The organism is Nocardioides sp. (genome assembly GCF_964229035.1).
GTDB lineage: Bacteria > Actinomycetota > Actinomycetes > Propionibacteriales > Nocardioidaceae > Nocardioides.
In genome coordinates this window covers 19,534-45,140 of record NZ_CAXRAZ010000023.1, presented here as the reverse complement: position 1 = coordinate 45,140, position 25,607 = coordinate 19,534, and the positions used below count along the sequence as shown (strand labels likewise).

At 70.0% G+C, this 25,607-nt stretch carries 25 protein-coding genes, 3 tRNA genes and 1 pseudogene; 3 read left to right on the top strand and 26 right to left on the bottom strand.

What is annotated here, in order from left to right:
- The 15 genes and pseudogenes from ACERUN_RS07625 to rplJ all read right to left on the bottom strand — a co-directional run.
- Positions 1 to 239 (bottom strand): annotated as a pseudogene (locus tag ACERUN_RS07625) (DNA-directed RNA polymerase subunit beta); the annotation flags it as partial.
- Between the two features lie 116 nt (positions 240 to 355).
- Positions 356 to 3,838: a DNA-directed RNA polymerase subunit beta gene (gene rpoB / locus ACERUN_RS07620; RefSeq protein WP_370289271.1), complete on the bottom strand. Its 3,483-nt coding sequence runs from the start codon at positions 3,836 to 3,838 to the stop codon at positions 356 to 358.
- A 270-nt stretch (positions 3,839 to 4,108) separates the two neighbouring features.
- Complete coding sequence (locus tag ACERUN_RS07615) at positions 4,109 to 5,044, bottom strand: J domain-containing protein (RefSeq protein WP_370289270.1); 936 nt, start codon at positions 5,042 to 5,044, stop codon at positions 4,109 to 4,111.
- Positions 5,041 to 5,808, bottom strand: a complete 768-nt coding sequence (locus ACERUN_RS07610) for a hypothetical protein (RefSeq protein WP_370289268.1) — start codon at positions 5,806 to 5,808, stop codon at positions 5,041 to 5,043. Before ACERUN_RS07610 ends, ACERUN_RS07615 begins: the two co-directional genes overlap by 4 nt.
- A 10-nt stretch (positions 5,809 to 5,818) precedes the next feature.
- On the bottom strand, positions 5,819 to 7,114 hold the full coding sequence (locus ACERUN_RS07605) for an MlaD family protein (RefSeq protein ID WP_370289267.1): 1,296 nt from the start codon (positions 7,112 to 7,114) through the stop codon (positions 5,819 to 5,821).
- Complete coding sequence (locus tag ACERUN_RS07600) at positions 7,111 to 8,601, bottom strand: MCE family protein (RefSeq protein WP_370289266.1); 1,491 nt, start codon at positions 8,599 to 8,601, stop codon at positions 7,111 to 7,113. Before ACERUN_RS07600 ends, ACERUN_RS07605 begins: the two co-directional genes overlap by 4 nt.
- Entirely contained in the window at positions 8,598 to 9,755 is a 1,158-nt protein-coding gene (locus tag ACERUN_RS07595; RefSeq protein WP_370289265.1) for an MCE family protein, read from the bottom strand. Before ACERUN_RS07595 ends, ACERUN_RS07600 begins: the two co-directional genes overlap by 4 nt.
- Complete coding sequence (locus ACERUN_RS07590; RefSeq protein WP_370289264.1) at positions 9,755 to 10,735, bottom strand: MCE family protein; 981 nt, start codon at positions 10,733 to 10,735, stop codon at positions 9,755 to 9,757. The genes ACERUN_RS07595 and ACERUN_RS07590 overlap by 1 nt, the downstream gene beginning before the upstream one ends.
- Positions 10,732 to 11,787 (bottom strand): MCE family protein, encoded by a 1,056-nt coding sequence (locus tag ACERUN_RS07585; protein ID WP_370289263.1) that lies wholly within the window; start codon positions 11,785 to 11,787, stop codon positions 10,732 to 10,734. Before ACERUN_RS07585 ends, ACERUN_RS07590 begins: the two co-directional genes overlap by 4 nt.
- Positions 11,784 to 13,067 (bottom strand): MCE family protein, encoded by a 1,284-nt coding sequence (locus tag ACERUN_RS07580; RefSeq protein ID WP_370289262.1) that lies wholly within the window; start codon positions 13,065 to 13,067, stop codon positions 11,784 to 11,786. Before ACERUN_RS07580 ends, ACERUN_RS07585 begins: the two co-directional genes overlap by 4 nt.
- Before the next feature lie 4 nt (positions 13,068 to 13,071).
- Positions 13,072 to 13,899 (bottom strand): MlaE family ABC transporter permease, encoded by an 828-nt coding sequence (locus ACERUN_RS07575; RefSeq protein WP_370289261.1) that lies wholly within the window; start codon positions 13,897 to 13,899, stop codon positions 13,072 to 13,074.
- Positions 13,900 to 13,902: 3 nt separating this feature from the next.
- Positions 13,903 to 14,688 carry an MlaE family ABC transporter permease gene (locus ACERUN_RS07570; protein WP_370289260.1) on the bottom strand — a complete coding sequence of 262 codons (786 nt, stop codon included), beginning with the start codon at positions 14,686 to 14,688 and terminating at the stop codon, positions 13,903 to 13,905.
- A gap of 8 nt (positions 14,689 to 14,696) precedes the next feature.
- Complete coding sequence (locus ACERUN_RS07565; RefSeq protein WP_370289259.1) at positions 14,697 to 15,653, bottom strand: ABC transporter ATP-binding protein; 957 nt, start codon at positions 15,651 to 15,653, stop codon at positions 14,697 to 14,699.
- Between the two features lie 290 nt (positions 15,654 to 15,943).
- Positions 15,944 to 16,333 (bottom strand): 50S ribosomal protein L7/L12, encoded by a 390-nt coding sequence (rplL, locus tag ACERUN_RS07560; RefSeq protein WP_370289258.1) that lies wholly within the window; start codon positions 16,331 to 16,333, stop codon positions 15,944 to 15,946.
- An 87-nt stretch (positions 16,334 to 16,420) separates the two neighbouring features.
- Positions 16,421 to 17,086 carry a 50S ribosomal protein L10 gene (rplJ, locus tag ACERUN_RS07555; RefSeq protein WP_370289257.1) on the bottom strand — a complete coding sequence of 222 codons (666 nt, stop codon included), beginning with the start codon at positions 17,084 to 17,086 and terminating at the stop codon, positions 16,421 to 16,423.
- A 266-nt stretch (positions 17,087 to 17,352) separates the two neighbouring features.
- On the opposite strand from rplJ, the gene ACERUN_RS07550 reads away from it, so the two are divergent.
- A complete protein-coding gene (locus ACERUN_RS07550; RefSeq protein WP_370289256.1) occupies positions 17,353 to 18,633 on the top strand; it encodes an aminotransferase class I/II-fold pyridoxal phosphate-dependent enzyme in 1,281 nt (426 codons plus the stop codon).
- Between the two features lie 88 nt (positions 18,634 to 18,721).
- Here the strand turns inward: ACERUN_RS07550 and rplA are convergent, their stop codons facing one another.
- The 5 genes from rplA to ACERUN_RS07525 form a co-directional block, all read right to left on the bottom strand.
- The gene (rplA, locus tag ACERUN_RS07545) at positions 18,722 to 19,435 is read right to left on the bottom strand and encodes a 50S ribosomal protein L1 (protein ID WP_370289255.1); all 714 of its coding nucleotides are present in this window, start codon (positions 19,433 to 19,435) and stop codon (positions 18,722 to 18,724) included.
- 64 nt (positions 19,436 to 19,499) lie between these two features.
- Positions 19,500 to 19,931, bottom strand: coding sequence for a 50S ribosomal protein L11 (rplK, locus tag ACERUN_RS07540; protein ID WP_370289254.1), 432 nt, complete (start codon positions 19,929 to 19,931; stop codon positions 19,500 to 19,502).
- A gap of 144 nt (positions 19,932 to 20,075) precedes the next feature.
- On the bottom strand, positions 20,076 to 20,963 hold the full coding sequence (gene nusG, locus ACERUN_RS07535; RefSeq protein WP_370289253.1) for a transcription termination/antitermination protein NusG: 888 nt from the start codon (positions 20,961 to 20,963) through the stop codon (positions 20,076 to 20,078).
- A 73-nt stretch (positions 20,964 to 21,036) separates the two neighbouring features.
- The gene (gene secE / locus ACERUN_RS07530) at positions 21,037 to 21,300 is read right to left on the bottom strand and encodes a preprotein translocase subunit SecE (RefSeq protein WP_370289252.1); all 264 of its coding nucleotides are present in this window, start codon (positions 21,298 to 21,300) and stop codon (positions 21,037 to 21,039) included.
- Between the two features lie 53 nt (positions 21,301 to 21,353).
- Positions 21,354 to 21,426: transfer RNA gene (locus ACERUN_RS07525), tRNA-Trp, on the bottom strand.
- Between the two features lie 142 nt (positions 21,427 to 21,568).
- Between ACERUN_RS07525 and ACERUN_RS07520 the strand changes: the two genes are divergently transcribed.
- A complete protein-coding gene (locus ACERUN_RS07520; protein WP_370289251.1) occupies positions 21,569 to 22,603 on the top strand; it encodes an adenosine deaminase in 1,035 nt (344 codons plus the stop codon).
- Complete coding sequence (locus tag ACERUN_RS07515; RefSeq protein ID WP_370289250.1) at positions 22,600 to 23,148, top strand: DUF4190 domain-containing protein; 549 nt, start codon at positions 22,600 to 22,602, stop codon at positions 23,146 to 23,148. The genes ACERUN_RS07520 and ACERUN_RS07515 overlap by 4 nt, the downstream gene beginning before the upstream one ends.
- Before the next feature lie 24 nt (positions 23,149 to 23,172).
- On the opposite strand, the gene ACERUN_RS07510 is transcribed toward ACERUN_RS07515, so the two are convergent.
- From ACERUN_RS07510 to ACERUN_RS07485, 6 genes are all read right to left on the bottom strand, one after another.
- Positions 23,173 to 24,252, bottom strand: coding sequence for a UDP-N-acetylmuramate dehydrogenase (locus ACERUN_RS07510; protein WP_370289249.1), 1,080 nt, complete (start codon positions 24,250 to 24,252; stop codon positions 23,173 to 23,175).
- Positions 24,245 to 24,637 (bottom strand): MaoC/PaaZ C-terminal domain-containing protein, encoded by a 393-nt coding sequence (locus tag ACERUN_RS07505; RefSeq protein WP_370289248.1) that lies wholly within the window; start codon positions 24,635 to 24,637, stop codon positions 24,245 to 24,247. Before ACERUN_RS07505 ends, ACERUN_RS07510 begins: the two co-directional genes overlap by 8 nt.
- Positions 24,634 to 25,041 carry a MaoC family dehydratase N-terminal domain-containing protein gene (locus ACERUN_RS07500; RefSeq protein ID WP_370289247.1) on the bottom strand — a complete coding sequence of 136 codons (408 nt, stop codon included), beginning with the start codon at positions 25,039 to 25,041 and terminating at the stop codon, positions 24,634 to 24,636. The genes ACERUN_RS07505 and ACERUN_RS07500 overlap by 4 nt, the downstream gene beginning before the upstream one ends.
- 131 nt (positions 25,042 to 25,172) lie before the next feature.
- On the bottom strand, positions 25,173 to 25,343 hold the full coding sequence (gene rpmG / locus ACERUN_RS07495) for a 50S ribosomal protein L33 (protein ID WP_056887613.1): 171 nt from the start codon (positions 25,341 to 25,343) through the stop codon (positions 25,173 to 25,175).
- 34 nt (positions 25,344 to 25,377) lie between these two features.
- Positions 25,378 to 25,454: transfer RNA gene (locus ACERUN_RS07490), tRNA-Met, on the bottom strand.
- 64 nt (positions 25,455 to 25,518) lie between these two features.
- Positions 25,519 to 25,591: transfer RNA gene (locus ACERUN_RS07485), tRNA-Thr, on the bottom strand.
- Between the last annotated feature and the right edge of the window lie 16 nt (positions 25,592 to 25,607).

Below are 25,607 nucleotides of genomic sequence, written 5' to 3'. Positions count from 1 at the left end.
ACGCCGCAGCGCTCGCAGATGATGCCCTTGAAGCGCACGCGCTTGTACTTGCCGCAGTAGCACTCCCAGTCCCGGGTGGGACCGAAGATCTTCTCGCAGAAGAGGCCGTCACGCTCGGGCTTGAGCGTGCGGTAGTTGATGGTCTCGGGCTTCTTGACCTCGCCGTGGCTCCAGGTGCGGATGTCGTCCGCGGTGGCGAGGCCGATCTTGAGCTGGTCGAAGAAGTTAACGTCGAGCACTTGGCTTCAGAGTCCTTCGGTAGTGCGTAAAGGTAAGTAGGGGGTCGGGCGGAAGGACGCGCGTCGCGCGCTGTCTCTCGATTCCGGGAGGACAGGCGCTTCGCGCGTCCTCCCGGTCAGACCTCTTCGACCGAGCTGGGCTCGCGACGCGACAGGTCGATGCCGAGCTCCTCGGCGGCGCGGAAGACGTCCTCCTCCGCGTCGCGCATCTCGATGGTGGAGCCGTCCTGCGACAGCACCTCCACGTTGAGGCAGAGCGACTGCATCTCCTTGACGAGGACCTTGAACGACTCCGGGATGCCCGAGTCGGGGATGTTCTCGCCCTTGACGATGGCCTCGTAGACCTTCACGCGGCCCGGCACGTCGTCCGACTTGATGGTGAGCAGCTCCTGGAGGGCGTAGGCGGCGCCGTAGGCCTCCATCGCCCACACCTCCATCTCGCCGAACCGCTGGCCACCGAACTGGGCCTTACCGCCCAGCGGCTGCTGCGTGATCATCGAGTAGGGGCCGGTCGAGCGCGCGTGGATCTTGTCGTCGACCAGGTGGTGGAGCTTGAGGATGTACATGTAGCCGACCGAGACCGGGTCCTTGAACGGCTCGCCGGAGCGACCGTCGAAGAGGTGGGCCTTGCCGTCCTCCTTGATCATCCGCTCGCCGTCGCGGTTGGGGTGCGTGGCGCGGAGCAGACCGGTGATCTCGTCCTCGCGCGCACCGTCGAAGACCGGCGTGGCCAGCTTCGTGTTCGGCTCGGCGTGCTCGGCACCGATCGAGGTCAGGCGCTGCGCCCACTCCTCGTCGGCGAGGTCGGCACCGATGTGCCATCCCTGCTTGCCGAGCCAGCCCAGGTGCAGCTCGAGGATCTGGCCGATGTTCATGCGTCGCGGCACACCCAGCGGGTTGAGGACGACGTCGACCGGCGTGCCGTCCTCCATGAAGGGCATGTCCTCGATCGGCAGGATCTTCGCGATGACGCCCTTGTTGCCGTGGCGACCGGCGAGCTTGTCGCCCACCGAGATCTTGCGCTTCTGCGCCACGTAGACCCGCACGAGCTGGTTGACGCCCGGGGGCAGCTCGTCGCCGTCCTCACGGTCGAAGACGCGCACGCCGATGACCGTGCCGGTCTCGCCGTGGGGCACCTTCATCGAGGTGTCGCGCACCTCGCGCGCCTTCTCACCGAAGATCGCGCGGAGCAGGCGCTCCTCGGGGGTCAGCTCGGTCTCGCCCTTGGGCGTCACCTTGCCGACGAGCAGGTCGCCGTCGCGGACCTCGGCGCCGATGCGGATGATGCCGCGCTCGTCGAGGTCGGCGAGCATCTCCTCGCTCATGTTGGGGATGTCGCGGGTGATCTCCTCGGGGCCCAGCTTGGTGTCGCGGGCGTCGACCTCGTGCTCCTCGATGTGGATCGAGGTGAGGACGTCCTCCTGCACCAGGCGCTGGCTGAGGATGATGGCGTCCTCGTAGTTGTGGCCCTCCCACGGCATGAACGCCACGAGCAGGTTGGTGCCCAGCGCCATCTCGGCGTTGTCGGTGCACGGACCGTCGGCGATCGGCGAGCCGACCTCGACCCGGTCGCCCACCTCGACCAGCGGACGCTGGTTGATGCAGGTGCCCTGGTTGGAACGACGGAACTTGGCCAGGCGGTATGAGGAGTAGCTGCCGTCGTCGTTCATGGTCTCGACGAGGTCGGCCGAGACCGCCTTGACGACACCCGCGTGGTCGGCGACGACCACGTCGCCGGCGTCGACCGCGGCGCGGTACTCGATGCCGGTGCCGACGATCGGGCTGTCGCTCTTGATCAGCGGCACGGCCTGACGCTGCATGTTGGCGCCCATGAGCGCGCGGTTGGCGTCGTCGTGCTCGAGGAACGGGATGAGCGCGGTGGCCACCGACACCATCTGGCGCGGGGAGACGTCGATGTAGTCGACCTCCGCGGCCAGGACCTCGGCGACCTCACCGCGACGCTGGCGCACCAGCACCCGCTCGTCGGTGAAGCGGCCCTCGGCGTCGACCGCCGCGTTCGCCTGGGCGATCACGTAGCGGTCCTCGTCGTCGGCGGTGAGGTAGTCGATCTGGTCGGTGACCTGACCCTCGACGACCTTGCGGTACGGCGTCTCGACGAAGCCGAACGGGTTGATGCGACCGTAGGAGGCCAGCGAGCCGATCAGACCGATGTTCGGGCCTTCGGGGGTCTCGATGGGGCACATGCGGCCGTAGTGCGAGGGGTGGACGTCGCGGACCTCCATGCCGGCGCGGTCGCGGGAGAGACCGCCGGGGCCGAGCGCCGAGAGGCGACGCTTGTGCGTCAGGCCGGCGATCGGGTTGGTCTGGTCCATGAACTGCGAGAGCTGCGAGGTGCCGAAGAACTCCTTCAGCGCCGCGACCACGGGCCGGATGTTGATGAGCGACTGCGGCGTGATCGCCTCGACGTCCTGGGTGGTCATGCGCTCGCGCACGACGCGCTCCATGCGGGCCAGACCGGTGCGGAGCTGGTTCTGGATCAGCTCGCCGACGGTGCGCATGCGGCGGTTGCCGAAGTGGTCGATGTCGTCGGGGTCGATCGGCAGGACGCCCTGCGCGGTCTCGAGCTCGGCGCGACCGTCGTGCAGCGCCACGATGTAGCGCACGGTGGCGACGAGGTCGGAGATCGTCATGGTCTGCTGGTCGAAGGCCTGCTCCTGGCCCAGCTTCTTGTTGATCTTGTAGCGACCGACCTTGGCGAGGTCGTAGCGCTTGGGGTTGAAGTAGTAGTTCTTCAGCAGCGTCAGCGCGGCCTCACGCGTCGGCGGCTCGCCCGGGCGCAGCTTGCGGTAGATGTCGAGCAGCGCGTCGTCGGGGCCCGAGGTGTTGTCCTTCTCCTCGGTGAGCTGGATCGACTCGAACTGGCGCAGGTCGGCCATGACGGCCTCGTAGTCGTACTCCTCGCCGGTGTCCTCGGCGACGGCCTGCAGGGCCTTGAGCAGCACGGTGACGTTCTGCTTGCGCTTGCGGTCGAGGCGGACGCCGACCATGTCGCGCTTGTCGATCTCGAACTCCAGCCAGGCACCGCGGCTCGGGATGAGCTTGGCGGTGAAGATGTCCTTGTCGGAGGTCTTGTCGGCGGCCCGCTCGAAGTACACGCCCGGCGAGCGGACGAGCTGGGAGACGACGACACGCTCGGTGCCGTTGATGACGAAGGTGCCCTTGGGCGTCATGAGCGGGAAGTCGCCCATGAAGACCGTCTGGCCCTTGATCTCACCGGTCTCGTTGTTGGTGAACTCGGCCGAGACGTACAGCGGCGCGGAGTAGGTGAGGTCCTTCTCCTTGCACTCGTCCACGGTGTACTTGGGGTCGTAGAAGACCGGGTTCTCGAACGAGAGCGACATCGTCTCGGAGAAGTCCTCGATCGGGGAGATCTCCTCGAAGATCTCCTCGAGGCCGGACTTGTAGGAGACGGATTCGCCGGCGGCCTCGCGGGCCTGCAGGCGGGTCTTGTGGGCCTCGTTGCCGACCAGCCAGTCGAAGCTGTCGGTCTGGAGGGAGAGCAGCTGCGGGAGAGCGAGCGGCTCGGCGATCTTCGCGAAAGAAATGCGGGACTTACCGGGAGTGGTGCGCGCGGCCAAGAGTTGTCCTTCGACGGTTCGACTCTTCGAGAGCGCCAGAGGCCCCCCACGTCAACGGCCACCGGGCAGGCCGCAGCGCATCTGAGGGCAGGCGCAAAGCGCCACGATACAGTACCCAGGCTCAACTGGGCAACACCGCGTTCATCGCAGATTGTCCGGGCTCCTGGCCCACGTCCTGCGCGCGGTTCGTGCGCCGATCATGCTCGCGCGACGCCGACGCGTCAAGCATCCGCGCCGCTTCACTGTGGACGACGCCCGCCGCGCGCCGGCTCAGGCGCCGCAGCTCGCGTCGGTGCACAGGTCGGCGAGCAGCCACCCCTGCGGCCCCTTGGCGCTGCGGACGAGCTCCATCGTCGCCCACATGTTGAGGGTGAAGGGCTGGGCGCCCTTCTTCGTCACCGCCTGGTCGATGAAGACCACCACCGTGGCCCGGTCGCCGTCCTTGCTCACGCGGGTGAGGGCGGTGCCGGTGACGGAGGCCTGCACCACGATCTGCTGGGCCTGGGCCTCGGTCGTGAGCTCGGGCCAGGCCTTGGTCTGCTTGGCGGCCATCTCGTCGGTGAGGTAGCCCCGCAGCCGGTCGAGGTCGGCGGCCATCGTCTGGTGGTTGTAGGAGAGCACCGGACCGACCATCTGCTCGGCCGCGCCCTCCGCGGAGAGTCCGGCCCGCTCGACCTCGGCGCCGCGCGCCGCTGCGGCGCGCGGGGAGTCCGAGGCCGGCCAGGTGCCCGGGAGAGTGCCGACCCAGATGCTCAGCGCGAGGGCGAGGACGGCGACGACGCCGATGGCGCCGACGAGGGCACCCGAGGGCGGTCGGGAGAATCTGGAGGTCCGCTCGGGCGTCGGCTCCTCGCGGGGCGCGTCGGCGGCGGCTTCCTCGCCGACAGGGCCGGCGAGGGTGTCGGACGCGGCGACAGCGGCGCTCGGGGCGGGCGTCGCGGCCGACTTCTCGAGGCGTGTCGTCTCGGCGGCCGCAGCCGCCTCGGCGGCGCGCTGCTCCTCCTCGCGAGCGCGCTCGGCGGCGAGCTCGGCGTCGGACTCGGCGCGCTTGGCGTCGTCCAGCAGGACGGCGGCGGCGTCGCTGTAGGCGCGGAAGCGGCGGTCGCCGGGGTCGAGCTCGGCGATCGCAGCCTTCCAGGCGGCGCGGATCTCGTCGGCCGACGCCGACTCCTCGACGTCGAGGAGGTCGTAGAGGTTGGCGCTCACGGGGTGCTCCCCTGGCTCGGGGCGGTGGTCGCGCTGGGGGCGGGCGTCGTCGGCGCGGACGGCGAGCCGCTCGGCGAGGGCGACTGGCTTGGCTGGGTCGGCTGGCCCGGGACCGGCGGGACGCCGCCCTGCGGCTGCGAGGCCTCGCCGAACGAGGGCAGGCCGTCGTCGATGTCGTCGAGGTCGTCGACCTTCCAGACACCGCCGATCTTGACCAGCGACACGTCGTAGCGGAAGCGCAGCGGCTCGAAGGGCACGCGCTCGGACGGCTTCTGCGGGTTGGGGTAGGTGAACTGCACGATGCCGCCCACCAGCAGGTCCGCCGAGTCGGCGTCGATGGAGGAGATGCCCACGGAGAAGACCTGCGCGGAACGGTCGACCTTCGTCTGCTTGACCGTCTCCTCGGCGAAGCCGACGTTCTCGTCGAAGACCTTCGCGAACTTGGCGCTCATCAGGCCGGCGACGGCTGCGTAGTCGGGCATCTTGCCGCTCGCGTCGAGCAGGTCGGGGCCGTAGGTGTTGAACCGCTGCGCGAACGTGCGCCCGAGGGCGAGTGCCCGCTCGCGGTCCTGCGCGGGGCTCACGCCGGGATCACGCAGCGACTCGATGCGGGCGAACGGGCTCGCGCCCGCGCCGCGGTCGAGCACGAGGTAGGCCGTGACGCCGAGCGAGGCGACGAGCACGGCGCTCAACAGTCCGACGATGCCCCACTGCAGGCGGGCACCTCCCCGTCGTCCCGTGGTCGGGTCGACGTCTTCGCTCACGCGATGGTCCTCACTGGTCGAGCATCGGTTGCAGGTACAGCCACTTCCACGAGTCCTTGCCGAGGGAGGGCGGTGCCACGTTACCTCGCGGTGCGCTGCGCGCTCCGGCCGGCTCTCCCCAGGTGACGCTGCCGGTCGACTCGTCGTAGCCCGCCACGATCGGCGAGGTGCCGGTGAGGTCGGGAGCCACGCGCGGCAGGTTCTGCGGACCACGGGCGTTGGACGACGTGATCGGCTCCTTGCAGCCGACGCCGCGCGGGATCGGGAGGTCCTGGTAGCGCTCGGTCTCGGGGTTGCGCCGCGAGGTCAGGTACCCGTCCTTGCACACCGGCTGGTTGGTGATGATCAGGCCGAAGTGCGCGTCCCACTTGCCGCTGCCGCCCTTGGAGACGGGCGTCTTGCCGACCACGACCATGCCGCCGAGCACGGCCCAGGGGTAGGCCACGAGCAGCTGCTTGACCGCCGGCAGGTGGCGGACGACGACCTGGCCGGTGGCGGCGAGGTTGGCGATGAGCTCGCTCAGGTCGACGCCGTTCTGCTCCAAGAAGGTGCGCAGCTGGGTGGCCGCGACCGAACCGTTGTCGATCACCTTGCGCAGCGACGGGTCGGCGGAGGCCAGCGAGCGGGAGAAGAGCGAGAGCTGGCTGGCGAACGTGCGCAGCGACGACTCGCTGGCGATCTGCCCGCGGAGCACGGTGTTGCCGTCGCGGATCAGTGCCGAGGTGGTCTCGAAGTTGTCGTTGGCGGTCTCGATGAACGAGTTGCCGGTGTCGATGATGCGCTGGAGGTCCTCGCCGGCGCCGCCGAAGGCCTTGCCCAGCTCGGCCACGGTGGTGCTCAGCGCGTCACGGTCGACGCTGCTGACGGTGTTGGACAGGTCGCCGAGCAGCTTCTCGGTGGCGATCGGGGTGGCGACGTCGTCGATCTCCGAGCCCTGCTTGAGGAACGGGCCCTTGTCGGTCTGCGGCTGCAGCTCGACGTACTGCTCGCCGACGGCCGACTTGTTGCCCACGAGGGCGAGGGTGTCGGCGGGGATCTTGTCCCACTTGTTCTCGATCTCGAGCTCGACGTCCACGCCCTCATCGGTGAGCGTCAGCTCACCGACCTGGCCGATCCCGACACCGCGGTAGGTGACCTCCGCGCCGGAGAAGATGCCGCCGGACGTCGGGTACTTGGCCACCACGGTGTAGGAGCGGTCGATGACCACCCGGTCGAGCTGGGCGTAGCGAGCGCCGACGAAGGAGACGCCGACCAGGGTGATCACCGCGAAGATGATCAGCTGGATACGGGTGCGGCGGGTGATCATCGCGTCCCTCCCGGACGGGCGCCGGAGCTCAGCATCGGGCCGGCGAGCAGGCCGACCATGTCGGTGTCGTAGGTGTCGTCGAAGGCCTTCCACATGGTGTCGACCTGGCTCGTGCCGCCCGGTGCCGGTCGACCGAGGCCGCCGCCGCCGAGCACGCTGCCGAGCAGGTTGCCCAGCGCGTTGCCGTTCGGCGGTGCTGCGGCACCCTGGCCGCCCCGCGCACCGCTGGTGGGTGCCGCGCCGCCGACGCCGCCGAGGACGCCGCTGAGCGGGCCGGTGACGCCGCACAGGATCTTCACCGCGGAGCAGACGTTGTCGAGCAGGAAGCTCGGCAGCTTCAGGCACGCCGCCGGGTCGGGCGGGGTCTTGATGCAGGACTGGATCGTGGCCGTGACGCCGTCGCAGAGGTTGGGCAGGTTGATGATGTCGTTCAGCGGGCTGTCGGGCAGCGCGTTGATCGGGACGCACAGCAGGTCGGGCAGCGTCGCGTCGCCGAGGTCGAGCTGGAGGTCGACCGACAGGTTCACGTAGTCGCCCATGTTCAGCTTCGAGGCCACCGCGGGGTCACGGCCCACGGCCTCGTCGACGAACGGGTAGGTGAGGAACGTGCTGAAGCCCTTGACGAAGTCGTCGCCGGACTTCGCGATCTGGGTGAGGATCGGGTCGAGGGCCTTGAGCGAGTTGACCGTCTGCTCCTTGGTGGTGGTGATCACCCGGACGCCGACGTCGCTCAGGCGCGTCAGGCCCTGGAGCATCGCCACGAGGTCGTCGCGCTGACGGTCGAGCGAGTCGAGCGCGCTCGGCAGCTCGTCGAGGGCGCGGTCGATGCTCGTCTGCTGGCTGCGGGCCGTGGCGGCGAGCCGGTTGACCGACTCGATCGCGTTGACGATGTCCTGCTTGCGAGCTGCGAGCTGACCGGTCAGGTTGCTCAGCTGGGTGAGCACCGACTTGGCGGAGTCCTCGCGACCCTCCAGCGCCAGGTTGAGCTCGTTCGCGATCGTCTTGAGCTGGGCCACGCCGCCACCGTTGAGCACGAGGCTCAGCGCGCCGAGCACCTCCTCGACCTCGGGGTTGCGCCCGCCGTCGGGGATGGTGTCGCCGTTCGACAGCTTGCCGCTCCCGCCGCCCGGGGGTGCGGCGAGGGAGACGAACTTCTCGCCGAGCAGGCTGGTCTGACGGATCGAGGCGACCGGCTTGTCGGGGAGGTCGACGTCCTTGCGCAGCTCGAGCGTGACGACGGCCTTGTAGCCGTCGAGCTGGACCTTGGTGACCTGGCCGACCGCCACGTCGTTGACCTTCACCGACGACTTCGGCACGAGGTCGAGCACGTCGTCGAAGGCGACCTTGACCGTGATCGGGTCGGAGCCGACGTCGGCGCCGCCGGGCAGCGGCAGCGAGTAGACGTCGAAGCCGCAGCCGCTGAGGAGCAGCAGGCCGGCGAGCGCACCGGCAGCGGCACGCACCGGCCGCATCAGGCGGCGGCTCATCGCTTCACCTCCACGAGACCGTTGAGCGTCGGGTCATAGACCTTGCCGTACCAGGAGCCCGAGCCGAAGGGCGTCGCGCGCTTGTTGCCGAGGATGCCGCGGATCGCGCCGCAGAGCGTGCCGTTGGGGTCGCTCGCCGCGACGATGCCGCAGATGACGGCCGAGGGGTTGGTGGCGATCTCGGCGAGCACGTTCTGGATGTTGGTGTTGGCGTCGAGCGTGCCGTTGCCGGGGTTGTAGGTGTGGTAGAGGTTCGACAGGGCCAGCGGACCCGCGCGCAGCAGCTCGTCGAGCGCCGCGCGCTGGCGCACGAGCACCTTCGCGACCCGGTTCAGCCCGCGGATGTCCTTGCCCAGGGACGTGCGGTTCTCCTTCACGAAGCGCGCGACCTCGTCGAGCGCCGTTCCGAGGGAACCGAGCGCGGTGGTGAGCTCCTGGCGCTCGTCGGCGAGGAGCGTGGACACGTTGCCCAGCGACTTGTTGAAGTCGCGCACCGTGGTGTCGTTGTCGGCGAGGGTCTTCACGAAGCCGCCGAGCTGGGCGGTGGAGCGGAAGAGCTCCTCCTTGTTGTTGTCGAGGGTCTCGCTGAAGCGCCCGAAGTCCTTGAGCGTCTGGTTGAACGTGGCACCCTCGCCGCCGAAGTTCTTCGCGGTCTGCTCGAGGAGATCGGTCAGCGCGCCGTTCTTGTTGGCACCCGTGGGGCCGAGCGCCACGGTGAGGCGGTCGAGGCTCGAGTAGATCTCGTCGAGCTCGAGCGGCACGGCGGTGCGGTCGGCCTTCACGATCGTGTTGTCGGCCATCACGGTGTCGCCGGTCTTGTAGGCGGGCGTCAGCTGGACGTACCGGTCACCGACGACCGAGGGCGACACGATCACGGCCTGGGCGTCCTGCGGGACCTTGACCTCGGAGTCGTAGGTCATGACGACCTTGACCTGCGTGCCCTCGGGCAGCACCTGGTCGACCTTGCCGACGGCGATGCCGAGGATGCGCACGTCGCTGCCCTCGTAGAGCGACACCGTGCGCGGGAAGTAGGCCGTGACGGTCTTCGCCCCGCTCTCGCCGCCCACGAGCCACACGAGGGCCGAGGCGACGAGGAGGCCGATGACGGCCAGGGGCAGCCAGCGGCGCAGGCCGCTCACCTTCGCGTGCTCCATCAGTTCGCCCCCAGCGTCGGCAGGCCGATCGTCGGCGGCAGGTTGAAGATGTAGGTGTCGAACCAGGGGCCGTTGCCGAGGGTGCTGGCGAAGACCCGGTAGAAGGGCGCCATCGTGTTGATCGACTGCTCCAGGTTGTTCTCGTTCTTGTTGATGACCTGCAGCACGGAGTCGAGGTTGTCGAGCGCCGGCTTGAGGTCGGCCCGGCTGTCGCGGATGAGGCCGGTCAGCTGGGTGGAGAGCTGCGTGGTCGAGACCAGCAGACGGTTGATCTGCTCCTTGCGCTGCACCAGGGCCCGGAACAGCACGTCGGCGTCCGACATCAGCTTGATGATGTCGTCGTCGCGCGCATCCAGCACGGTGGAGACCCGGTCGAGGTTCTTGAGCAGCGAGTTGATCTGCTCGTCGCGCGAGGAGATCACCTTCGACAGGGCCGACACGCCCTCCAGCGCCCCACGGAACTCCTCCGGGGTGTTGCGCGTGAGGTCGGCCAGCGTGCTGAGCGAGGCAGCCAGCTGATCGGTGTCGATCTGCGCGGAGGTCTCGGCCAGGCCGCTGAAGGCCTTGACGATGTCGAAGGGCGAGCTCGTGCGCTCGACCGGGATGGTGGCGTCGTCGGCCAGGCTGCCCTGGCCCGCGGGGGCCACGGCGAGGAACATCGAACCGAGGATCGTCTTGACCTTGATGTCAGCGCGGGTCTGGTCACCGAACTTCAGGTCGGTCTTCACCTTGAAGGCCACCTTGACGGTGCCGTTGTCGGCGAGGGCGAGGTCGGTGACCTGGCCCACGCGCACGCCGGCGATGCGGACCTCGTCGTTGACCTTCAACCCGCCGGCCTCGGAGAAGGAGGCGTAGTAGGTGTCGCCGCCACCGATGATCGGGAGGTCCTGCGCTCTCAGCGCCGCGACGATCAGCAACGCCAGCGTCGCGATGCTCACCGCACCCACGATCACGGGGTTGCGCTCGCGGACCGGCTTCATCGCGCGGCCTCCTTCTCGAGGTTGCAACGCGGACCCGTGACCGGAACGTTCGAGCGGATCGCCGTCACGCCGGGGATGTTCACCGCGAAGGTGAAGGTGCAGAGGTAGAAGTTGAAGAACGAGCTGTAGATCGCCGTGCGACCGATCTTGCGCAGCTTGATGGGCAGCACCTGCAGGCCGCGGTCGATCTCACGGCGGTTGCTGGCGAGGGTGCCCGCCACCGTCCGGAGCTCCTTGATGTCCTTGACGAAGGGGTCCTTGACGTCGGAGACCAGCGCCGCGGTCTGCACCGACAGCTCGGAGATGGAGTCGAGCGAGGACAGGATCGCCTCGCGGTCGTCCTTCAGGCCGCCCACGAGCTGGCGGAAGCTCGTGATGAGCCGGCTCAGCTGGGTGTCGCGGTCCGCGATGCGTCCGAGCACGAAGTCGAGGTTGGTGATGAGGTCGCCGATCACCTTGTCGCGGGTGGCCAGCGTCTGGGTGATCGTCGCCGTGCTGCCCAGCAGGCCCTCGAGCGTGCCGCCCTCACCCTGGAAGACCTGGACGATCTCGAAGGACAGCTTGTTGATGTCGTCGGGCGAGAGCGCCTCGAACAGCGGCTTGAAGCCGTTGAACAGCACGGTGAGGTCGAGCGCCGGGGACGTGCGGGCCACGGGGATGGTGCTGTTCTCGCGCAGGCGCTGCGAGGCGCCGTCGGGCTGCGTGAGGGCGATGTAGCGCTGACCGATGAGGTTGCGGTACTTGATCGTGGCCTTGGTGGCGACGTCGACGTCGGTGTCGGCGTTGACGCTGAACTCGACCTTGGCCCGGTCGGCGCCGAGCGCCTCGACCTTCTCCACCGTGCCGACCTTGACGCCCGCGATGCGGATGTCGTCGCCGGGGTTCACGCCGGTCGCGTCGACGAACTCGGCCGCGTAGCGCTTGGTGGCGCCGAAGGAGAGGTTGCCGATCGTCACGATGAGCACGCCGGTGGCGAGGGAGGTGACGAGGACGAAGACCAGCAGGCGGACGAGGTCGCCGCTGGTGCGCTTGTCGAGACCGCGGATCTTCATCGGCGGGCACCTCCCTGGGCCACGACCGGGCCGGCGAGCAGCGCGTTGAGGTCGGTGCCGGCGTCGTACTCCTCGGCCAGGGCACCGCGCAACGCGCGGACGTCGTCCGGGGTGCCGTAGTAGCCGGCGCCGTAGCCGACACCGTCGGCCCCCGGCGCCACCCGCAGGTTGCCCTTGCCCGTGGAGCCGTTCACACCGTCGTTGAGCGGCGGGAGCCCCGGGGCGGGGTTCTGCTGGCTGAACGGCGGGTTGGGCAGCCCCTGGCAGTTCGGGCCGGAGTCGTCGGCGAACTTCGGACGGTCCTTCGGGGTGTAGCCGCGCGGCTGGTTCTTGAGCGGCTCGAGCACGATGTGCAGCTCGTAGTCGCGGAAGGCCTCGGCGAGGCGGCCCTGGGAGATGACGATCGCCCTCGAGACGCAGGGGAAGATCGGCGAGTACCGGGCGACGGCACGCAGCGTGGGCGTGCTGACGTCGCCGAGCACCTTGAGCCGCTCCGCGTTCGCGTCGAGGAAGGCGGTGGCGGTGTCGGAGAAACTGCGGACGTCGCGCAGCGTCGCGCGCAGCGCCGCCTCGCGGGTCTCGAGGGTGCCGGTCGTGGTGACGGTGTCGTCGAGGATGCGGGCCACCTGGGGAAGGATGTCGGCGTAGGTGTCGGACACCGACGCGGTGAGCTTGAGGTCCTCGAGCAGCTGCGGGATCTGGGGGTTGAGCCGCTTGAGGTAGGAGTCGAGGGTCTCGAGGTTCTTGCCGATGAGCTCGCCGCGACCTTCCAGCGCCGTCGCGAGCGCCGTCAGCGTCATGTTGAGGTCAGCCGGACGCACCGTGCGCAGCAGCGGGTACAGGTCGGAGAGCACCTGCTCGACCTCGGTGCTGACGACCGTGCGGGTGATGGTGGAGCCCGCGCGGATCGTGCCCGAGGCGCCGGTGGGCGGCACCTCCAGCGACACGTACTTCTCACCGAAGAGCGTCTTGGGGACGATCGAGCCCGTGACGTTGGCGGGGATCAGGTCGACCTTGTCGGGGTAGAGCCCCAGCGTGAGTTCGGCGCCACGAGCACCGTCGGACCTGGCACGCAGCACCTCGCCCACGATGACGCCGCGGACCTTCACGTCGGCGCGGTTGGGCAGCTGCAGACCGATCGTGGAGGTCTTGAGGCTGACCTCGTCGTAGGAGGAGAACTTCTTCGTGAAGGTGGCGTAGGTGAGGTACACCGCCACCAGCAGCAGTGCCACGAACACCAGACCGAGGGTCTTGTGTGCGGCCAGGACCTTGTTGATCACTTGTTCACCCCGCCAGCCTGACCGTCGTTGAGGCACCCCAGATCGCCATCGACAACAGCAGGTCGATCACGTTGATGGCCACGATCGACGTGCGGACCGCACGCCCGACCGCGACGCCCACACCGGCGGGGCCCCCCGAGGCGGTGTAGCCGTGGTAGCAGTGGATCAGGATCACCACCACCGCGAAGACCAGCACCTTGCCGAAGGACCACAGCACGTCGCCGGGTGGCAGGAACTGGTTGAAGTAATGGTCGTAGGTTCCGGCCGACTGCCCGTAGAACTGCGTGACGACCAGGCGGCTGGCGACGTAGGACGACAGCAGGCCGACCACGTAGAGCGGCACGATCGCGATGAGACCGCCGACCACGCGGGTGGTCACGAGGAACTGCATCGACGGGATCGCCATGACCTCGACCGCGTCGATCTCCTCGGAGATGCGCATCGCGCCCAGCTGGGCGGTGAAGCCGCAGCCGACCGTGGCCGCCAGCGCGATCCCGGCCACGAGGGGCGCGATCTCGCGGGTGTTGAAGTAGGCCGAGACGAAGCCCGCGAAGGCTGCCGTGCCGAGCTGGTTCAGCGCCGCGTAGCCGGACAGCCCGACCTGGGCGCCGGTGAAGAAGGTCATGCCGATGATGACGCCGACCGTGCCGCCGATGACCGCGAGCGCGCCCGAGCCGAGGGTGACCTCGGCGAGGATGCGCAGGATCTCGCGCGGGTAGCGCTGGATCGAGCGCGGCAGCGCCAGGAGGACGCGCAGGTAGAACGACAACTCCTGCCCGAGCTTGTCCAGCCCCTGGGCGGGGCGGTCGTAGATCGCCTTGATGCTCGCCACGGATCAGCCTGTCTTCGGGGGGACGACCTGGAGGTAGATCGTGCTCAGCGTGAAGTTGACGACGAACAGCAGCAGGAAGGTGATGACGACCGACTCGTTCACGGCGTCGCCCACGCCCTTCGGTCCGCCACCGGCGTTCATGCCCTTGTAGGCGGCGACGATCGCGGCGATAAGACCGAAGATCAGCGCCTTGATCATGCCGATCCAGACGTCGGGCAGCTGCGCCAGCGCGGTGAAGCTGGCGAGGTAGGCGCCGGGCGTGCCGTCCTGGAGGATGACGTTGAAGACGTAGCCGCCGGCCACGCCCACGACGCTCACCATGCCGTTGAGGAAGACCGCGACGAGCATGCAGGCGAGCACGCGCGGGACGACGAGGCGCTGGATCGGGTCGATGCCCAACACCATCATCGCGTCGAGTTCCTCGCGGATCTTGCGCGCTCCGAGGTCGGCGGCGATGGCCGAGCCGCCCGCGCCCGCGATCAGCAGCGCCGTCGCGATCGGACCGGCCTGCTGGATGACGGCGAGCACGGAGGCGGAGCCGGTGAAGGACTGCGCACCGAACTGCTTGATCAGACCGCCGACCTGGAGCGCGATGACGGCGCCGAACGGGATCGCGACCAGGGCGGTCGGGATGATCGTGACCGACGCGATGAACCAGGCCTGCTGGATGAACTCCCGCAACTGGAAGGGACGCCGGAACAGGCTCCGGCCCACATCGAGACCGAAAGCGAAGAGCTTGCCTGCGGTGCCGACGGGAGCCAGGACGCGGGCTGCCGTGATCGAGGACATCTGGCTCGTCAGGCGCTCGAGGTCGTGGTGGCCGCGGTCGGGAGGAAGGATCCCGGGGGCGGGGTGATTCCGTTGGTGCGGCACCACTCACCCGGCGGACGCTGCGAGCGCCGCTGGATGCCGTTGGAGGGGTCGAGCTGCAGCGGGATCGGGGGCAGCGGCGGCAGCTCCTGACCCGACTCGGCGGCCAGCTCGTCGGCGTCCTTCTCCTCGGACATGCCGATGGGGCCGACGCGCTGGGCGTTGAGGAACTGGCGCACGACCGGCTCCTCGGAGCTCAGGAGCATCTCGCGCGGACCGAACATCGCCAGGTGCTTGTGGTAGAGCAGGCCGATGTTGTCGGGCACCGTGCGCGCGGTGTTGATGTCGTGGGTGACGATGAGGAAGGTCGCGTCGATCTGCGCGTTGAGGTCGACGATGAGCTGGTTGAGGAACGCCGTGCGGACCGGGTCCAGACCCGAGTCGGGCTCGTCGAAGAGGACGATCTCGGGGTCGAGCACCAGGGCGCGGGCCAGGCCGGCGCGCTTGCGCATACCACCGGAGATCTCACCGGGGAGCTTGTCCTCGGCGCCGAGCAGACCCACGAGGTCCATCTTCTCCATGACGATGTCGCGGATCTCGGACTCGGACTTCTTGGTGTGCTCGCGCAGGGGGAAGGCGACGTTGTCGTAGAGGTTCATCGAGCCGAACATCGCGCCGTCCTGGAACAGCACGCCGAACAGCTTGCGGATCTCGTAGAGCTCCTTCTCGGAGCAGGTGGCGATGTCGGTGCCCTCGATGATGATCGAGCCCCGGTCGGGCTTGAGCAGACCGATGAGGGTCTTCAGCAGCACCGACTTGCCAGTGCCGGACGGACCGAGCATTACGCAGATCTCGCCCGCGGGGACCGTCAGGGTCACATCACCCCAGATCAGCTGCTTGCCGAAGCTCTTCGTCAAGCCCTCGACGGCGATCTCAACACCCATGACGGTCCTTCTCCCTCGATGACCCCTGGCGGGCGCTCACTCTGCGCTCTGGCGCAGCGCCCCCGCTCGGTATACAACGCACTCCTGCCGCGCAGGTTACGCCGTGGCGGTGGCGCGCGTCACGCCGAGCAGAAGGTAAAGATACCCGCAAGTAGCGAGACCCGCGTCACGCCGTCCCAAACCGTGACCGGACCGTGTCGTGAGCGGCGTCGAGGGCCGATGCACGCGAAAACGACACGGGGCCGGACGGGCTCTCGCCCGACCGGCCCCGTGTGAGGCGATCGATCAGATCACTTGAGGGTGACGGTGGCGCCGGCGCCCTCGAGGGCCTCCTTGGCCTTGTCCGCGGCCTCCTTGGTGACCTTCTCGAGGATGGCCTTGGGGGCGCTCTCGACGAGGTCCTTGGCCTCCTTGAGGCCGAGGGAGGTCAGCGCGCGGACCTCCTTGATGACGTTGATCTTCTTGTCGCCGGCCGACTCGAGGACGACGTCGAACTCGTCCTGAGCAGCCTCCTCCTCGGCACCGGCGCCACCGCCGGCGGCGGGGGCGGCGGCAACGGCGACCGGGGCGGCGGCGGTGACGCCGAAGGTCTCCTCGAACTGCTTCACGAACTCGGAGAGCTCGATGAGGGTCATCTCCTTGAACGCGTCGAGGAGCTCGTCGGTGGTGAGCTTCGCCATGGTGGCGTCTCCTTCTTAGTACGTGAGGGCCGCGGTCGCGGACCTCGGGGTTTCAGGTGGTGGGGTGCGTCGGCGTGATCGGGATGATCAGGCGTCGGCGGAGTCGGCGGCCTCGTCGGTCGCAGCCTCGGTGGACTCCGGCGCGTCGGCCGGGGTCTCCTCGGCGGCGGCCTCGTCGGCAGCCGGGGCCTCCTCGGCAGCGACCGGCGTACCGGCACCACCTGCGAGGATCGAGGGGTCCTCCTGCGCCTTCGCCTCCAGGGCGCCGGCGAGCCGGGCAGCCTGGGCGAGCGGGGCGTTGAGGAGGTAGACGGCCTGGCTCAGCGAGGCGAGCAGAGCGCCCGCCAGCTTGCCCAGGAGCACCTCGCGCGACTCGAGATCGGCCAGCTTGGCGATCTCCTTCGCGTCGAGGATGTTGCCGTCGAGGACGCCACCCTTGATGACCAGGGTGGGGTTCGCCTTGGCAAAGTCACGCAGACCCTTCGCCGCCTCGACGACGTCGCCCTTGATGAAGGCGATCGCGGTCGGGCCGGTGAGCAGGTCGTCGAAGCCCTCGATCCCCGCCTCCTTGGCGGCGATCTTGGCCAGCGTGTTCTTGACCACGGCGTAATCGGCGTTCTCACCGAGGGAGCGGCGCAGGGTCTGCAGCTCCTTGACGGTGAGGCCGCGGTACTCGGTCAGCACGGCACCGGCGGCACCGCTGAACGACTCAGCGATCTCCGCGACGGCGGCCTGCTTGTCTGCCCGCGCCATGGGTCTCCTTCCGGTGGGGACCGCCGCGAAGGACCCGTAGACGACGAACGCCCCGAGCGCAGGCGCTCAGGGCGTGGGCACGTGGTCCTCGCGGACGCGGTGCTGCTCTGATCCCCTGCGCAGGCCGTCCGCTGACTGCGGAACCTTCGGTCAGGGCTGGCAGCCCCGACAACCGGCGGTCTTAAGGTTTCGTGGGCAACGGTAGGGGCCGCAGCGAGCGTCGGCCAAATCCTCGGGCCGTGGAGCGATGCGGCACGATGGTGCCCGTGACGAACCCGACGCCGCTCGCCGACCTCTCCGCCGACGACCTCGCCGCACGCCTGAGCACCGTCCGTGCCGACTACGAGGCGCTGCAGGCACGGGGCCTCACCCTCGACCTCACCCGGGGCAAGCCGGGGGCCGACCAGCTCGACTTGGCCGCCGGCCTGCTCGGTCTGCCGACGACCTACCGCGACCGCGCCGGCACCGACGTGCGCAACTACGGCGGCCTCGACGGTCTGGTCGAGCTGCGCGAGATCTTCGCCGACCTGCTGGGCGTCGACACCTCCGCGGTCGTGTGCGGCGGCAACTCCAGCCTGACCCTCATGCACCAGGTGATCACGGCGATGCTGCTCAAGGGCGGGCCGGACTCGCCGCGACCGTGGTCGCAGGAGCCCACCGTGAAGTTCGTGTGCCCCGTGCCCGGTTACGACCGGCACTTCACGATGCTCGCCGAGCTCGGCATCGAGATGGTCACGGTGCCGATGCACGCCGACGGCCCGGACGTCGAGGCCGTGCGCGCACTCGTGGCCGACGACCCCAGCGTCAAGGGCCTGTGGATCGTGCCGACGTACGCGAACCCCACCGGCTCGGTCTGCTCCACCGAGGTCGCCGCGGCCCTCATGGCGATGCCCACCGCCGCCCCGGACTTCCGCATCTTCTGGGACAACGCCTACGCGGTGCACCACCTCACCGACGCCGAGGTGAAGAGCGCCGACGCGCTCGGCCTGGCAGCGGCCTCCGGGCACCCGAACCGTCCGATCATGTTCGCCTCGACCTCGAAGATCACCTTCGCGGGCGCCGGTGTGGCGGCGCTGGCCACCTCGGCCGAGAACCGGGCGTGGTACCTGGAGCGGCTCGGCTTCGCCTCGATCGGGCCCGACAAGGTCAACCACCTGCGCCACGTGGAGTTCTTCGGCGACGCCGACGGCGTGCGCGCCCACATGCGCAAGCACCGCGAGCTCATCGCCCCCAAGTTCGCGGCGGTCGACCACGCCCTCACCGAGCGCCTCGACGGCCTCGGGATCGCGGAGTGGACCGTGCCGACGGGCGGCTACTTCGTGAACCTCGACGTGCTCGACGGCACCGCCTCGCGCGTGGTCGCGCTCGCCAAGCAGGCGGGCATCGCGCTCACCCCCGCCGGCTCCGCGTTCCCGCACGGCCAGGACCCCCGCGACCGCAACATCCGCCTCGCGCCGACCTTCCCCGTGCTCGCGGAGGTCGAGGCGGCGATGGCCGGCGTGGCGGTGTGCGTGGAGCTGGCGGCGCTGGAGAAGCTCTCCGCCTGACGAGCGCCGGCCCGCGCGGGGCCCGCAACGCAGCGGCGCCCGCCGTCCTCGAGGGACGACGGGCGCCGAGGCGTACCGGGAGGGAGGCTCAGGCCTCGTCCTCCGCGGCGACGTTCTTGATGCGGTTCGGGTCGACCTGCACGCCGGGGCCCATCGTGGTGGAGACGGTGACCTTCTTCAGGTAGCGGCCCTTGGAGCTGGCCGGCTTGAGACGGAGCACCTCCTCGAGCGCCGCGGCGTAGTTCTCGGCGAGCTGGGTCTCGGAGAAGGAGGCCTTGCCGATGATGAAGTGCAGGTTGGCGTGACGGTCCACGCGGAACTCGATCTTGCCGCCCTTGATGTCGGTCACGGCCTTGGCCGGGTCCGGGGTGACGGTGCCGACCTTGGGGTTCGGCATGAGGCCGCGGGGGCCGAGCACGCGGCCGAGGCGGCCGACCTTGCCCATGAGGTCGGGGGTGGCGACGACGGCGTCGAAGTCCGTCCAGCCGCCGGCGACCTTGTCGATGAGCTCGTCGGTGCCCACGTAGTCGGCGCCGGCCTCACGGGCGGCGTCGGCCTTGTCGCCGCCGGCGAACACGAGGACGCGGGCGGTCTTGCCGGTGCCGTGGGGCAGGTTGACGGTGCCGCGCACCATCTGGTCGGCCTTGCGGGGGTCGACGCCGAGGCGGAACACGACGTCCACGGTCTCGTCGAACTTCTTCTTGCTGGCGCCCTTGGCGATCTTGATGGCGGCCAGCGGGGCGTGGAGCTCGTTCTTGTCGAACGTCTCCGCCGCCGCGCGGTAGGTCTTGCTGCGCTGCATGGTGGGTTCCTTAAGGAGTGGAGGAGATGTGGTCAGCGGGCCAGCGCGGCCCTTCCACGGTGGTTCAGCCGTCGATGGTGACGCCCATGGAGCGGGCGGTGCCCTCCACGATCTTCACGGCGGCGTCGAGGTCGTTGGCGTTGAGGTCGGGGAGCTTGGTCGTGGCGATCTCGCGCACCTGGTCCTTGGTCAGCTTGCCGACCTTGTCCTTGTGCGGGACGCTCGAGCCCTTCTGCAGACCCGCGGCCTTCTTGATGAGCTCCGCGGCCGGCGGGGTCTTGGTGATGAAGTCGAAGGACCGGTCCTCGTAGATCGTGATCTCGACCGGGATGACGTTGCCGCGCATGGACTCGGTCTGGGCGTTGTACGCCTTGCAGAAGTCCATGATGTTCACGCCGTGCGGGCCCAGGGCGGTACCGACCGGCGGAGCCGGGGTGGCCGAGCCGGCCTGCAGCTGCACCTTGACCAGTGCGGCGATCTTCTTCTTGGGAGGCATTCCTCTATCTCTTTCTGTCCGTGGTCACAGCGAGGACGTCGGGGCCCTCTGCCACTGCTCGCTCAGGCGAACCCGAGCATTCTTCCGCCTCGGCCCCGCGCCGGCCGAATCGGCGCAAGCGGTGGGCGGGAAGGATGGGGGAGCTCAGACCCGCTGGATCTGGTTGAAGCTCAGCTCGACGGGGGTCTCGCGACCGAAGATCTCGACGAGGGCCTTGACGCGCTGGGCCTCGGCGTTGATCTCGGTGATCGTGGCGTGGAGCGTGGCGAACGCGCCGTCGACGATCAGCACCGAGTCGTCGACACTGAAGTCGGCGACCTCGATCGGCTTCTTCACCGCGGTGGCGGTGCCGCCCCCGGTGCCGCTGGCGGCCGCGGCGGCGTCCGCCTCGGCGACGGCGGCCTCGACGACGGCCGGGGCCAGCATCTTCTCGACCTCGTCCATGCTCAGCGGCACGGGCTGGTGGCTGTGGCCGACGAAGCCGGTGACCGACGGAGTGTGGCGCACCGCGGCCCACGACTCGTCGGTGAGGTCCATGCGCACGAGGACGTAGCCGGGCAGGACGGTGCGCTTGACCATCTTGCGCTGGCCGTTCTTGATCTCGGGGACCTCCTCGGTGGGGACCACGATCTCGTGGATGTAGTCCTCCATGTTGAGGGAGTTGATGCGGTTCTCGAGGTTCTGCTTCACCCGGTTCTCCATGCCGGAGTAGGTGTGCACGACGAACCAGTCGCCCGGCTTGGCCCACAGCTCGCGACGGAAGGCCTCGAGGGGGTCCTCGGCCTCGGCGGGCTCGGCCTCCGCGACGGGCGCGTCGTCCTCGACCTCGGCGGACTCGGCCGTGGGCTCGGCGTCGTCGGCCTCGTCGGCCTCGTCGTCACCGTCAGCCTCGAGGTCGGCCGCCTCCTCGGCGGCGAGCTCCTCGTCGGTGGGACCGTCGAGGTCGACGTCACCGGCGTAGGACGCGGTGGTCTCGTCGAGGTCGCTCGCGAACTGGTCCGAGTCGTGCTGCTCCGACACGTGCTGCTCCATCACTTGGTTGTTCTCGGGAGTGGGCGCCGGACCTCGAGCTGCTCGGGCGGCGCCGCGGTGGTGATCGTGGCGATCAGATCTTGTCGCCGCCGGTGAAGACCTCGAAGGCCAGCTTGCCCAGGCCGAGGTCGATGACCGAGACGAAGGCGATCATCGCGAGGACGAAGACCAGGACGACGATGAAGTAGGTGACGAGCTGCTCGCGGGTCGGGTAGACGACCTTGCGCAGCTCGGCCACGACCTGGCGGTAGAAGGTGACCGGGCCGGTGCGCGGCTCGGGCTGCTTGCCGTCGGAGGAGCCCTGGCGGCCTCCACGCACAGTGGGAGCGTCAGCCACGCTGCTCACCCTTCCTTGCTCGTCGCTGCTGGAGCGAACCGATCGTGATCTTGCAGGGCACGAGGGACTTGAACCCCCAACCTTCGGTTTTGGAGACCGATGCTCTGCCAGTTGAGCTAGTGCCCTTCGGGATCGGGCCGGGTCGAGGTGCGCGGGCGCGCAACGAGACCTGGCTGACCACCGGGGGCTGAGTCTACGCATGCCCGGCAGCGGCCTCCAAAGTCGCCCGCCCCGGCCGGGCCCCCCGCGCGCACCTACGATGGGCCGCGTGCGGGACCTCCAAGCGCTGCCCAAGGCCCACCTCCACCTGCACGTCACCGGCTCGATGCGCCACGCGACGCTGCTCGAGCTCGCCGCCCGCGACGGCATCCACCTGCCCGACGCGCTGGTGGAGCAGTGGCCGCCGCGGTTGACCGCTGCGGACGAGAAGGGCTGGTTCCGCTTCCAGCGCCTCTACGACGTCGCCCGCTCCGTGCTGCGCACCGAGGACGACGTGCGCCGCCTGGTGCGCGAGGCCGCCGAGGACGACGTGGCCGACGGCGGCCGGTGGCTCGAGATCCAGGTCGACCCGAGCGGCTACGCGGCGCGCTTCGGCGGCATCACCGCCTTCACCGACCTCGTGCTCGACGCGGTGCGCGAGGCGTCGTCCACGACGGGGTTGGGGATGGCCGTGGTGATCGCGGCCAACCGCACCCGGCACCCGCTCGACGCCCGCACCCTCGCCCGCCTGGCCGCGCAGTACGTGGATCGGGGCGTGGTGGGCTTCGGGTTGTCGAACGACGAGCGGCGCGGGCGCACCCGGGACTTCGCCGGCGCCTTCGCGATCGCCGAGCGGGCTGGTCTGCTCCTGGCTCCCCACGGGGGCGAGCTCCTCGGGCCCGAGCACATCCGCACCTGCCTCGACGCGCTGCACGCCGGGCGCCTCGGCCACGGCGTGCGCGCGGCCGAGGATCCCGCGCTGCTGGAGCGCATCGTCGCCTCGGGGGTGGCCCTCGAGGTGTGCCCGACGTCCAACGTGGCGCTCGGCGTGTACTCCGACCTCACCTCGGTGCCGCTGCCGACCCTGCTCGAGGCCGGGGCCACGATCGCGCTCGGCGCCGACGACCCGCTGCTGTTCGGCTCCCGCCTCGCGGGCCAGTACGCCACCATGCGCGCCGCCCACGACCTGGACGACGCCCGGCTGGCCGAGCTGGCGCGGATGTCGCTGCGCGCGAGCCGCGCGCCCTCCGACGTGCGCGAGCGGGCGCTCGCCGACATCGACGCCTGGTTGAACAGCGACGTCGAGGGCACGATGTCGACGTGAGCGCCCAGCAGCCTCCCGTGCCGCCCCCGCCGGAGCCCTCGCCCTACGGCCAGCAGCAGCCGAACCCCTCGCCCTACGGGTCGCCCTACTCCCCCGGGCCGTACCGCGCCGACGGGACGCCGGGCCAGGCCGCCCGGGGATGGCCGCCGCCCGACCCGGCGCCGGCTCCCCCGGGCTACCCGCCGTACGGCAGCCCGGCCCACCCGTGGTCACCCGGCTACGCCTCCCCCTTCCCGACGGCGCCGCCCCCGCACCCGCGGGCGATGACCGCGATGGTGCTCGGCATCGTCGGACTGGTCGGTGTGGCGCTGGCGCCGTTGCTCGTCGTGACCGGGGCGGCCGGCGTGTGCTCGCCGATCGCGATCTGGCTGGCGGTGCAGGTGCGCCGCGACCTGCGGCGCGAGCCCGGCCGCTACAGCGGGGAGGGCTACGCGACCACCGGACTGGTCACCGGCATCATCGGGCTCGTCCTCTTCGTGCTCGCCCTGGTGCTGGTGCTGGCCGTCGTCGGGCTGTTCGTCAGCGTCGCCACCAGCTCACCCTGACGCCGCACGCCACGGGCGCGAGCTTCAGAGCGCGCAGCCGACGAGCACCGGCTCGTTGACGAGCTCGACGCCGAAGCGCGCACGCACGCCGTCGCGCACCTCGCGCGCGAGGGCGAGGAGCTCCTCGGTGGTGCCGCCACCCCGGTGCGTCAGCGCCAGCGTGTGGCGCGTCGAGAGCGACACGCGCGCGGGCTCGCGGTCCAGGCCGAACCCGCGTCCGAATCCCGCCTGCTCGATGAGCCAGGCGGCGCTGGTCTTCACCGTGCCGTCGGGCTGGGCGTAGGCGGGGGCGCCGTCCGGCACCTGATCGGGGGCGAGCACAGGGTTGGTGAAGAACGAGCCGGCGCTCCACGTGTCGTGCTCGGCGGCGTCGAGCACCATGCCCTTGCCGCGGCGCAGGCCCAGCACCGCCTCGCGCACCTCGGCCAGGGGGGCCCGCTCCCCCGGCTCCACGCCCAGCGTGCGCGCCAGCTCGGCGTAGCGCACCGGCGCGGACAGGTCACCGGGATGGAAGGCGAACGTGACCTCGAGGACGACGTGCCGCCCGCCCCACGCGTCGAGGCGGTCGGCCTTGAAGCGCGACGTGCGGTAGCCGAAGCGGCACTCGGCTGCGGTGAAGGTGCGTTCGCCGCGCAGCACGCGGTCCCACACCCGCACGCGCGCGATCGTGTCGGCCACCTCCTGGCCGTAGGCGCCGACGTTCTGCACGGGGGTGGCGCCGGTGGTGCCGGGGATGCCGGCCAGCGCCTCGAGGCCCACCCAGCCCTCCGCGACCGCTCGGGCGACGAGGTCGTCCCACGGCTCACCGGCGGCCACCGAGACCTCGACGACGCCGCAGCCGTCGTCGACGACCCGCACCCCCCGCCCGGCCACGTGGACGACGGTGCCCGCGACGCCGTCGTCGGCCACGACGAGGTTGCTGCCCCCGCCCACCACGAGCAGCGGCTCGCCGGCGGCGTCGGCCTCCCCGACCGCGGCGATCAGTGCGGCGTCGTCCTCGACCCGGACGTAGCGCCGGGCCGGTCCGCCGAGGCGCAGGGTGGTGAGGTCGGCGAGCGCGACGGTCCGGCCGGGCTGGTCAGGCTGGTCAGGCTGGTCAGGCACGGACGATCGCCTTGGGAGCGCCGATCACCTTGCGGCCCTCGACGGTGACCTCGAGGGCGAGGGCGCGCAGGCCGTCGGCGTCGACCTCGCCGACGGTGCCGGCCACGGTGACCTCGGCGGCACCCTCGGCGGGCACGACGACAGGGGCGACGAACTTGCCGCCGAGCTCGACCACCTCGGCGCCGCCGGTCCACTCGGCGACCGCGCGGCCGACCAGCGCCAGGGTGTACATGCCGTGCGCGATCACGCCGGGCAGGCCGACGGCGAGCGCCACCGACTCGTCGACGTGGATGGGGTTATGGTCGCCGCTGGCGACGGCGTAGGCGACGAGGTCGGCGCGGGTGACGGCGAAGGTCACCGGCCCGAGGGTCTCGCCGGCGTTCACGCCTCCTCCCCGCGGTGCACGATGGTCGCGCCGGCCGTGGCGACGAGCGCGCCCTCGGCGTCGGTGATGGCGCTGCTGGTGCTCACGATGTCGCTGCCGCCGATGCTGCGCACGCCGGTGACCGTGAGGGTGGCTGTGAGCACGTCGCCGACCCGCACCGGCCGCTCGTACACGAATCGCTGGTCGCCGTGCACGATGCGCGAGAGCTCGACCTGTTCGGCGTCGAGGAACTGCTGCAGCGCGGCGAAGGTCACCACGATCGGGTAGGTGGGCGGCAGCTGCTCGGCCGCACCACCGCCGGGATGGCCGACCGCGGCCGCGAAGGTGGCCACGTGCTCCGCGGTGACCGCGTAGGGCGCGGTCGGGGGGAAGGTGCGCCCGGCGAGCGCGGCGTCGATGCCCATGGCTCCACCCTAGGCCGCTGGTGCCGCGGCGGCGGAGGGGCCCGGGAACGGCGACGGCCCGTCGTCCACGGGGGACGACGGGCCGTCGGCAGCGCGCGCGGCGCTGGAGGTGCTGGGCGCGACCGCTGGGATCAGCGGGTCTCGCGGTGCGCGGTGTGGGTGCGGCAACGCGGGCAGAACTTCTTCAGCTCGATGCGGTCGGGGTCGTTGCGGCGGTTCTTCTTGGTGATGTAGTTCCGCTCCTTGCAGTCCACGCAGGCGAGCGTGATCTTCGGGCGGACGTCGCTGCTCTTGCTGGCCACGGAGAGTCCTTCGATTGCGGGTGGTGTGCGGGGCTGGTAGCGGGAACGGGGATCGAACCCGTGACCTCACGATTATGAGTCGTGCGCTCTAACCGTCTGAGCTATCCCGCCACGTGAGTGGGGCGCCGCCGCAGTGGACCGCTCTGCGGACCGTGCGGCTGGCGCCCCGTCTCCGAGCCCCTTTACGGAATCGAACCGTAGACCTTCTCCTTACCATGGAGACGCTCTGCCGACTGAGCTAAAGGGGCAACGCCGCAGAACCAT

Coding starts and splice junctions, on each gene's coding strand:
- ACERUN_RS07605 (WP_370289267.1), bottom strand. CDS start 7,114: ATGATCACCCGCCGCACCCGTATCCAGCTGATCATCTTCGCGGTGATC.
- ACERUN_RS07600 (WP_370289266.1), bottom strand. CDS start 8,601: ATGAGCCGCCGCCTGATGCGGCCGGTGCGTGCCGCTGCCGGTGCGCTC.
- ACERUN_RS07595 (WP_370289265.1), bottom strand. CDS start 9,755: ATGGAGCACGCGAAGGTGAGCGGCCTGCGCCGCTGGCTGCCCCTGGCC.
- ACERUN_RS07590 (WP_370289264.1), bottom strand. CDS start 10,735: ATGAAGCCGGTCCGCGAGCGCAACCCCGTGATCGTGGGTGCGGTGAGC.
- ACERUN_RS07585 (WP_370289263.1), bottom strand. CDS start 11,787: ATGAAGATCCGCGGTCTCGACAAGCGCACCAGCGGCGACCTCGTCCGC.
- ACERUN_RS07570 (WP_370289260.1), bottom strand. CDS start 14,688: ATGTCCTCGATCACGGCAGCCCGCGTCCTGGCTCCCGTCGGCACCGCA.
- ACERUN_RS07565 (WP_370289259.1), bottom strand. CDS start 15,653: ATGGGTGTTGAGATCGCCGTCGAGGGCTTGACGAAGAGCTTCGGCAAG.
- rplL (WP_370289258.1), bottom strand. CDS start 16,333: ATGGCGAAGCTCACCACCGACGAGCTCCTCGACGCGTTCAAGGAGATG.
- rplJ (WP_370289257.1), bottom strand. CDS start 17,086: ATGGCGCGGGCAGACAAGCAGGCCGCCGTCGCGGAGATCGCTGAGTCG.
- rplA (WP_370289255.1), bottom strand. CDS start 19,435: ATGCAGCGCAGCAAGACCTACCGCGCGGCGGCGGAGACGTTCGACAAG.
- rplK (WP_370289254.1), bottom strand. CDS start 19,931: ATGCCTCCCAAGAAGAAGATCGCCGCACTGGTCAAGGTGCAGCTGCAG.
- nusG (WP_370289253.1), bottom strand. CDS start 20,963: ATGGAGCAGCACGTGTCGGAGCAGCACGACTCGGACCAGTTCGCGAGC.
- ACERUN_RS07500 (WP_370289247.1), bottom strand. CDS start 25,041: ATGGGCATCGACGCCGCGCTCGCCGGGCGCACCTTCCCCCCGACCGCG.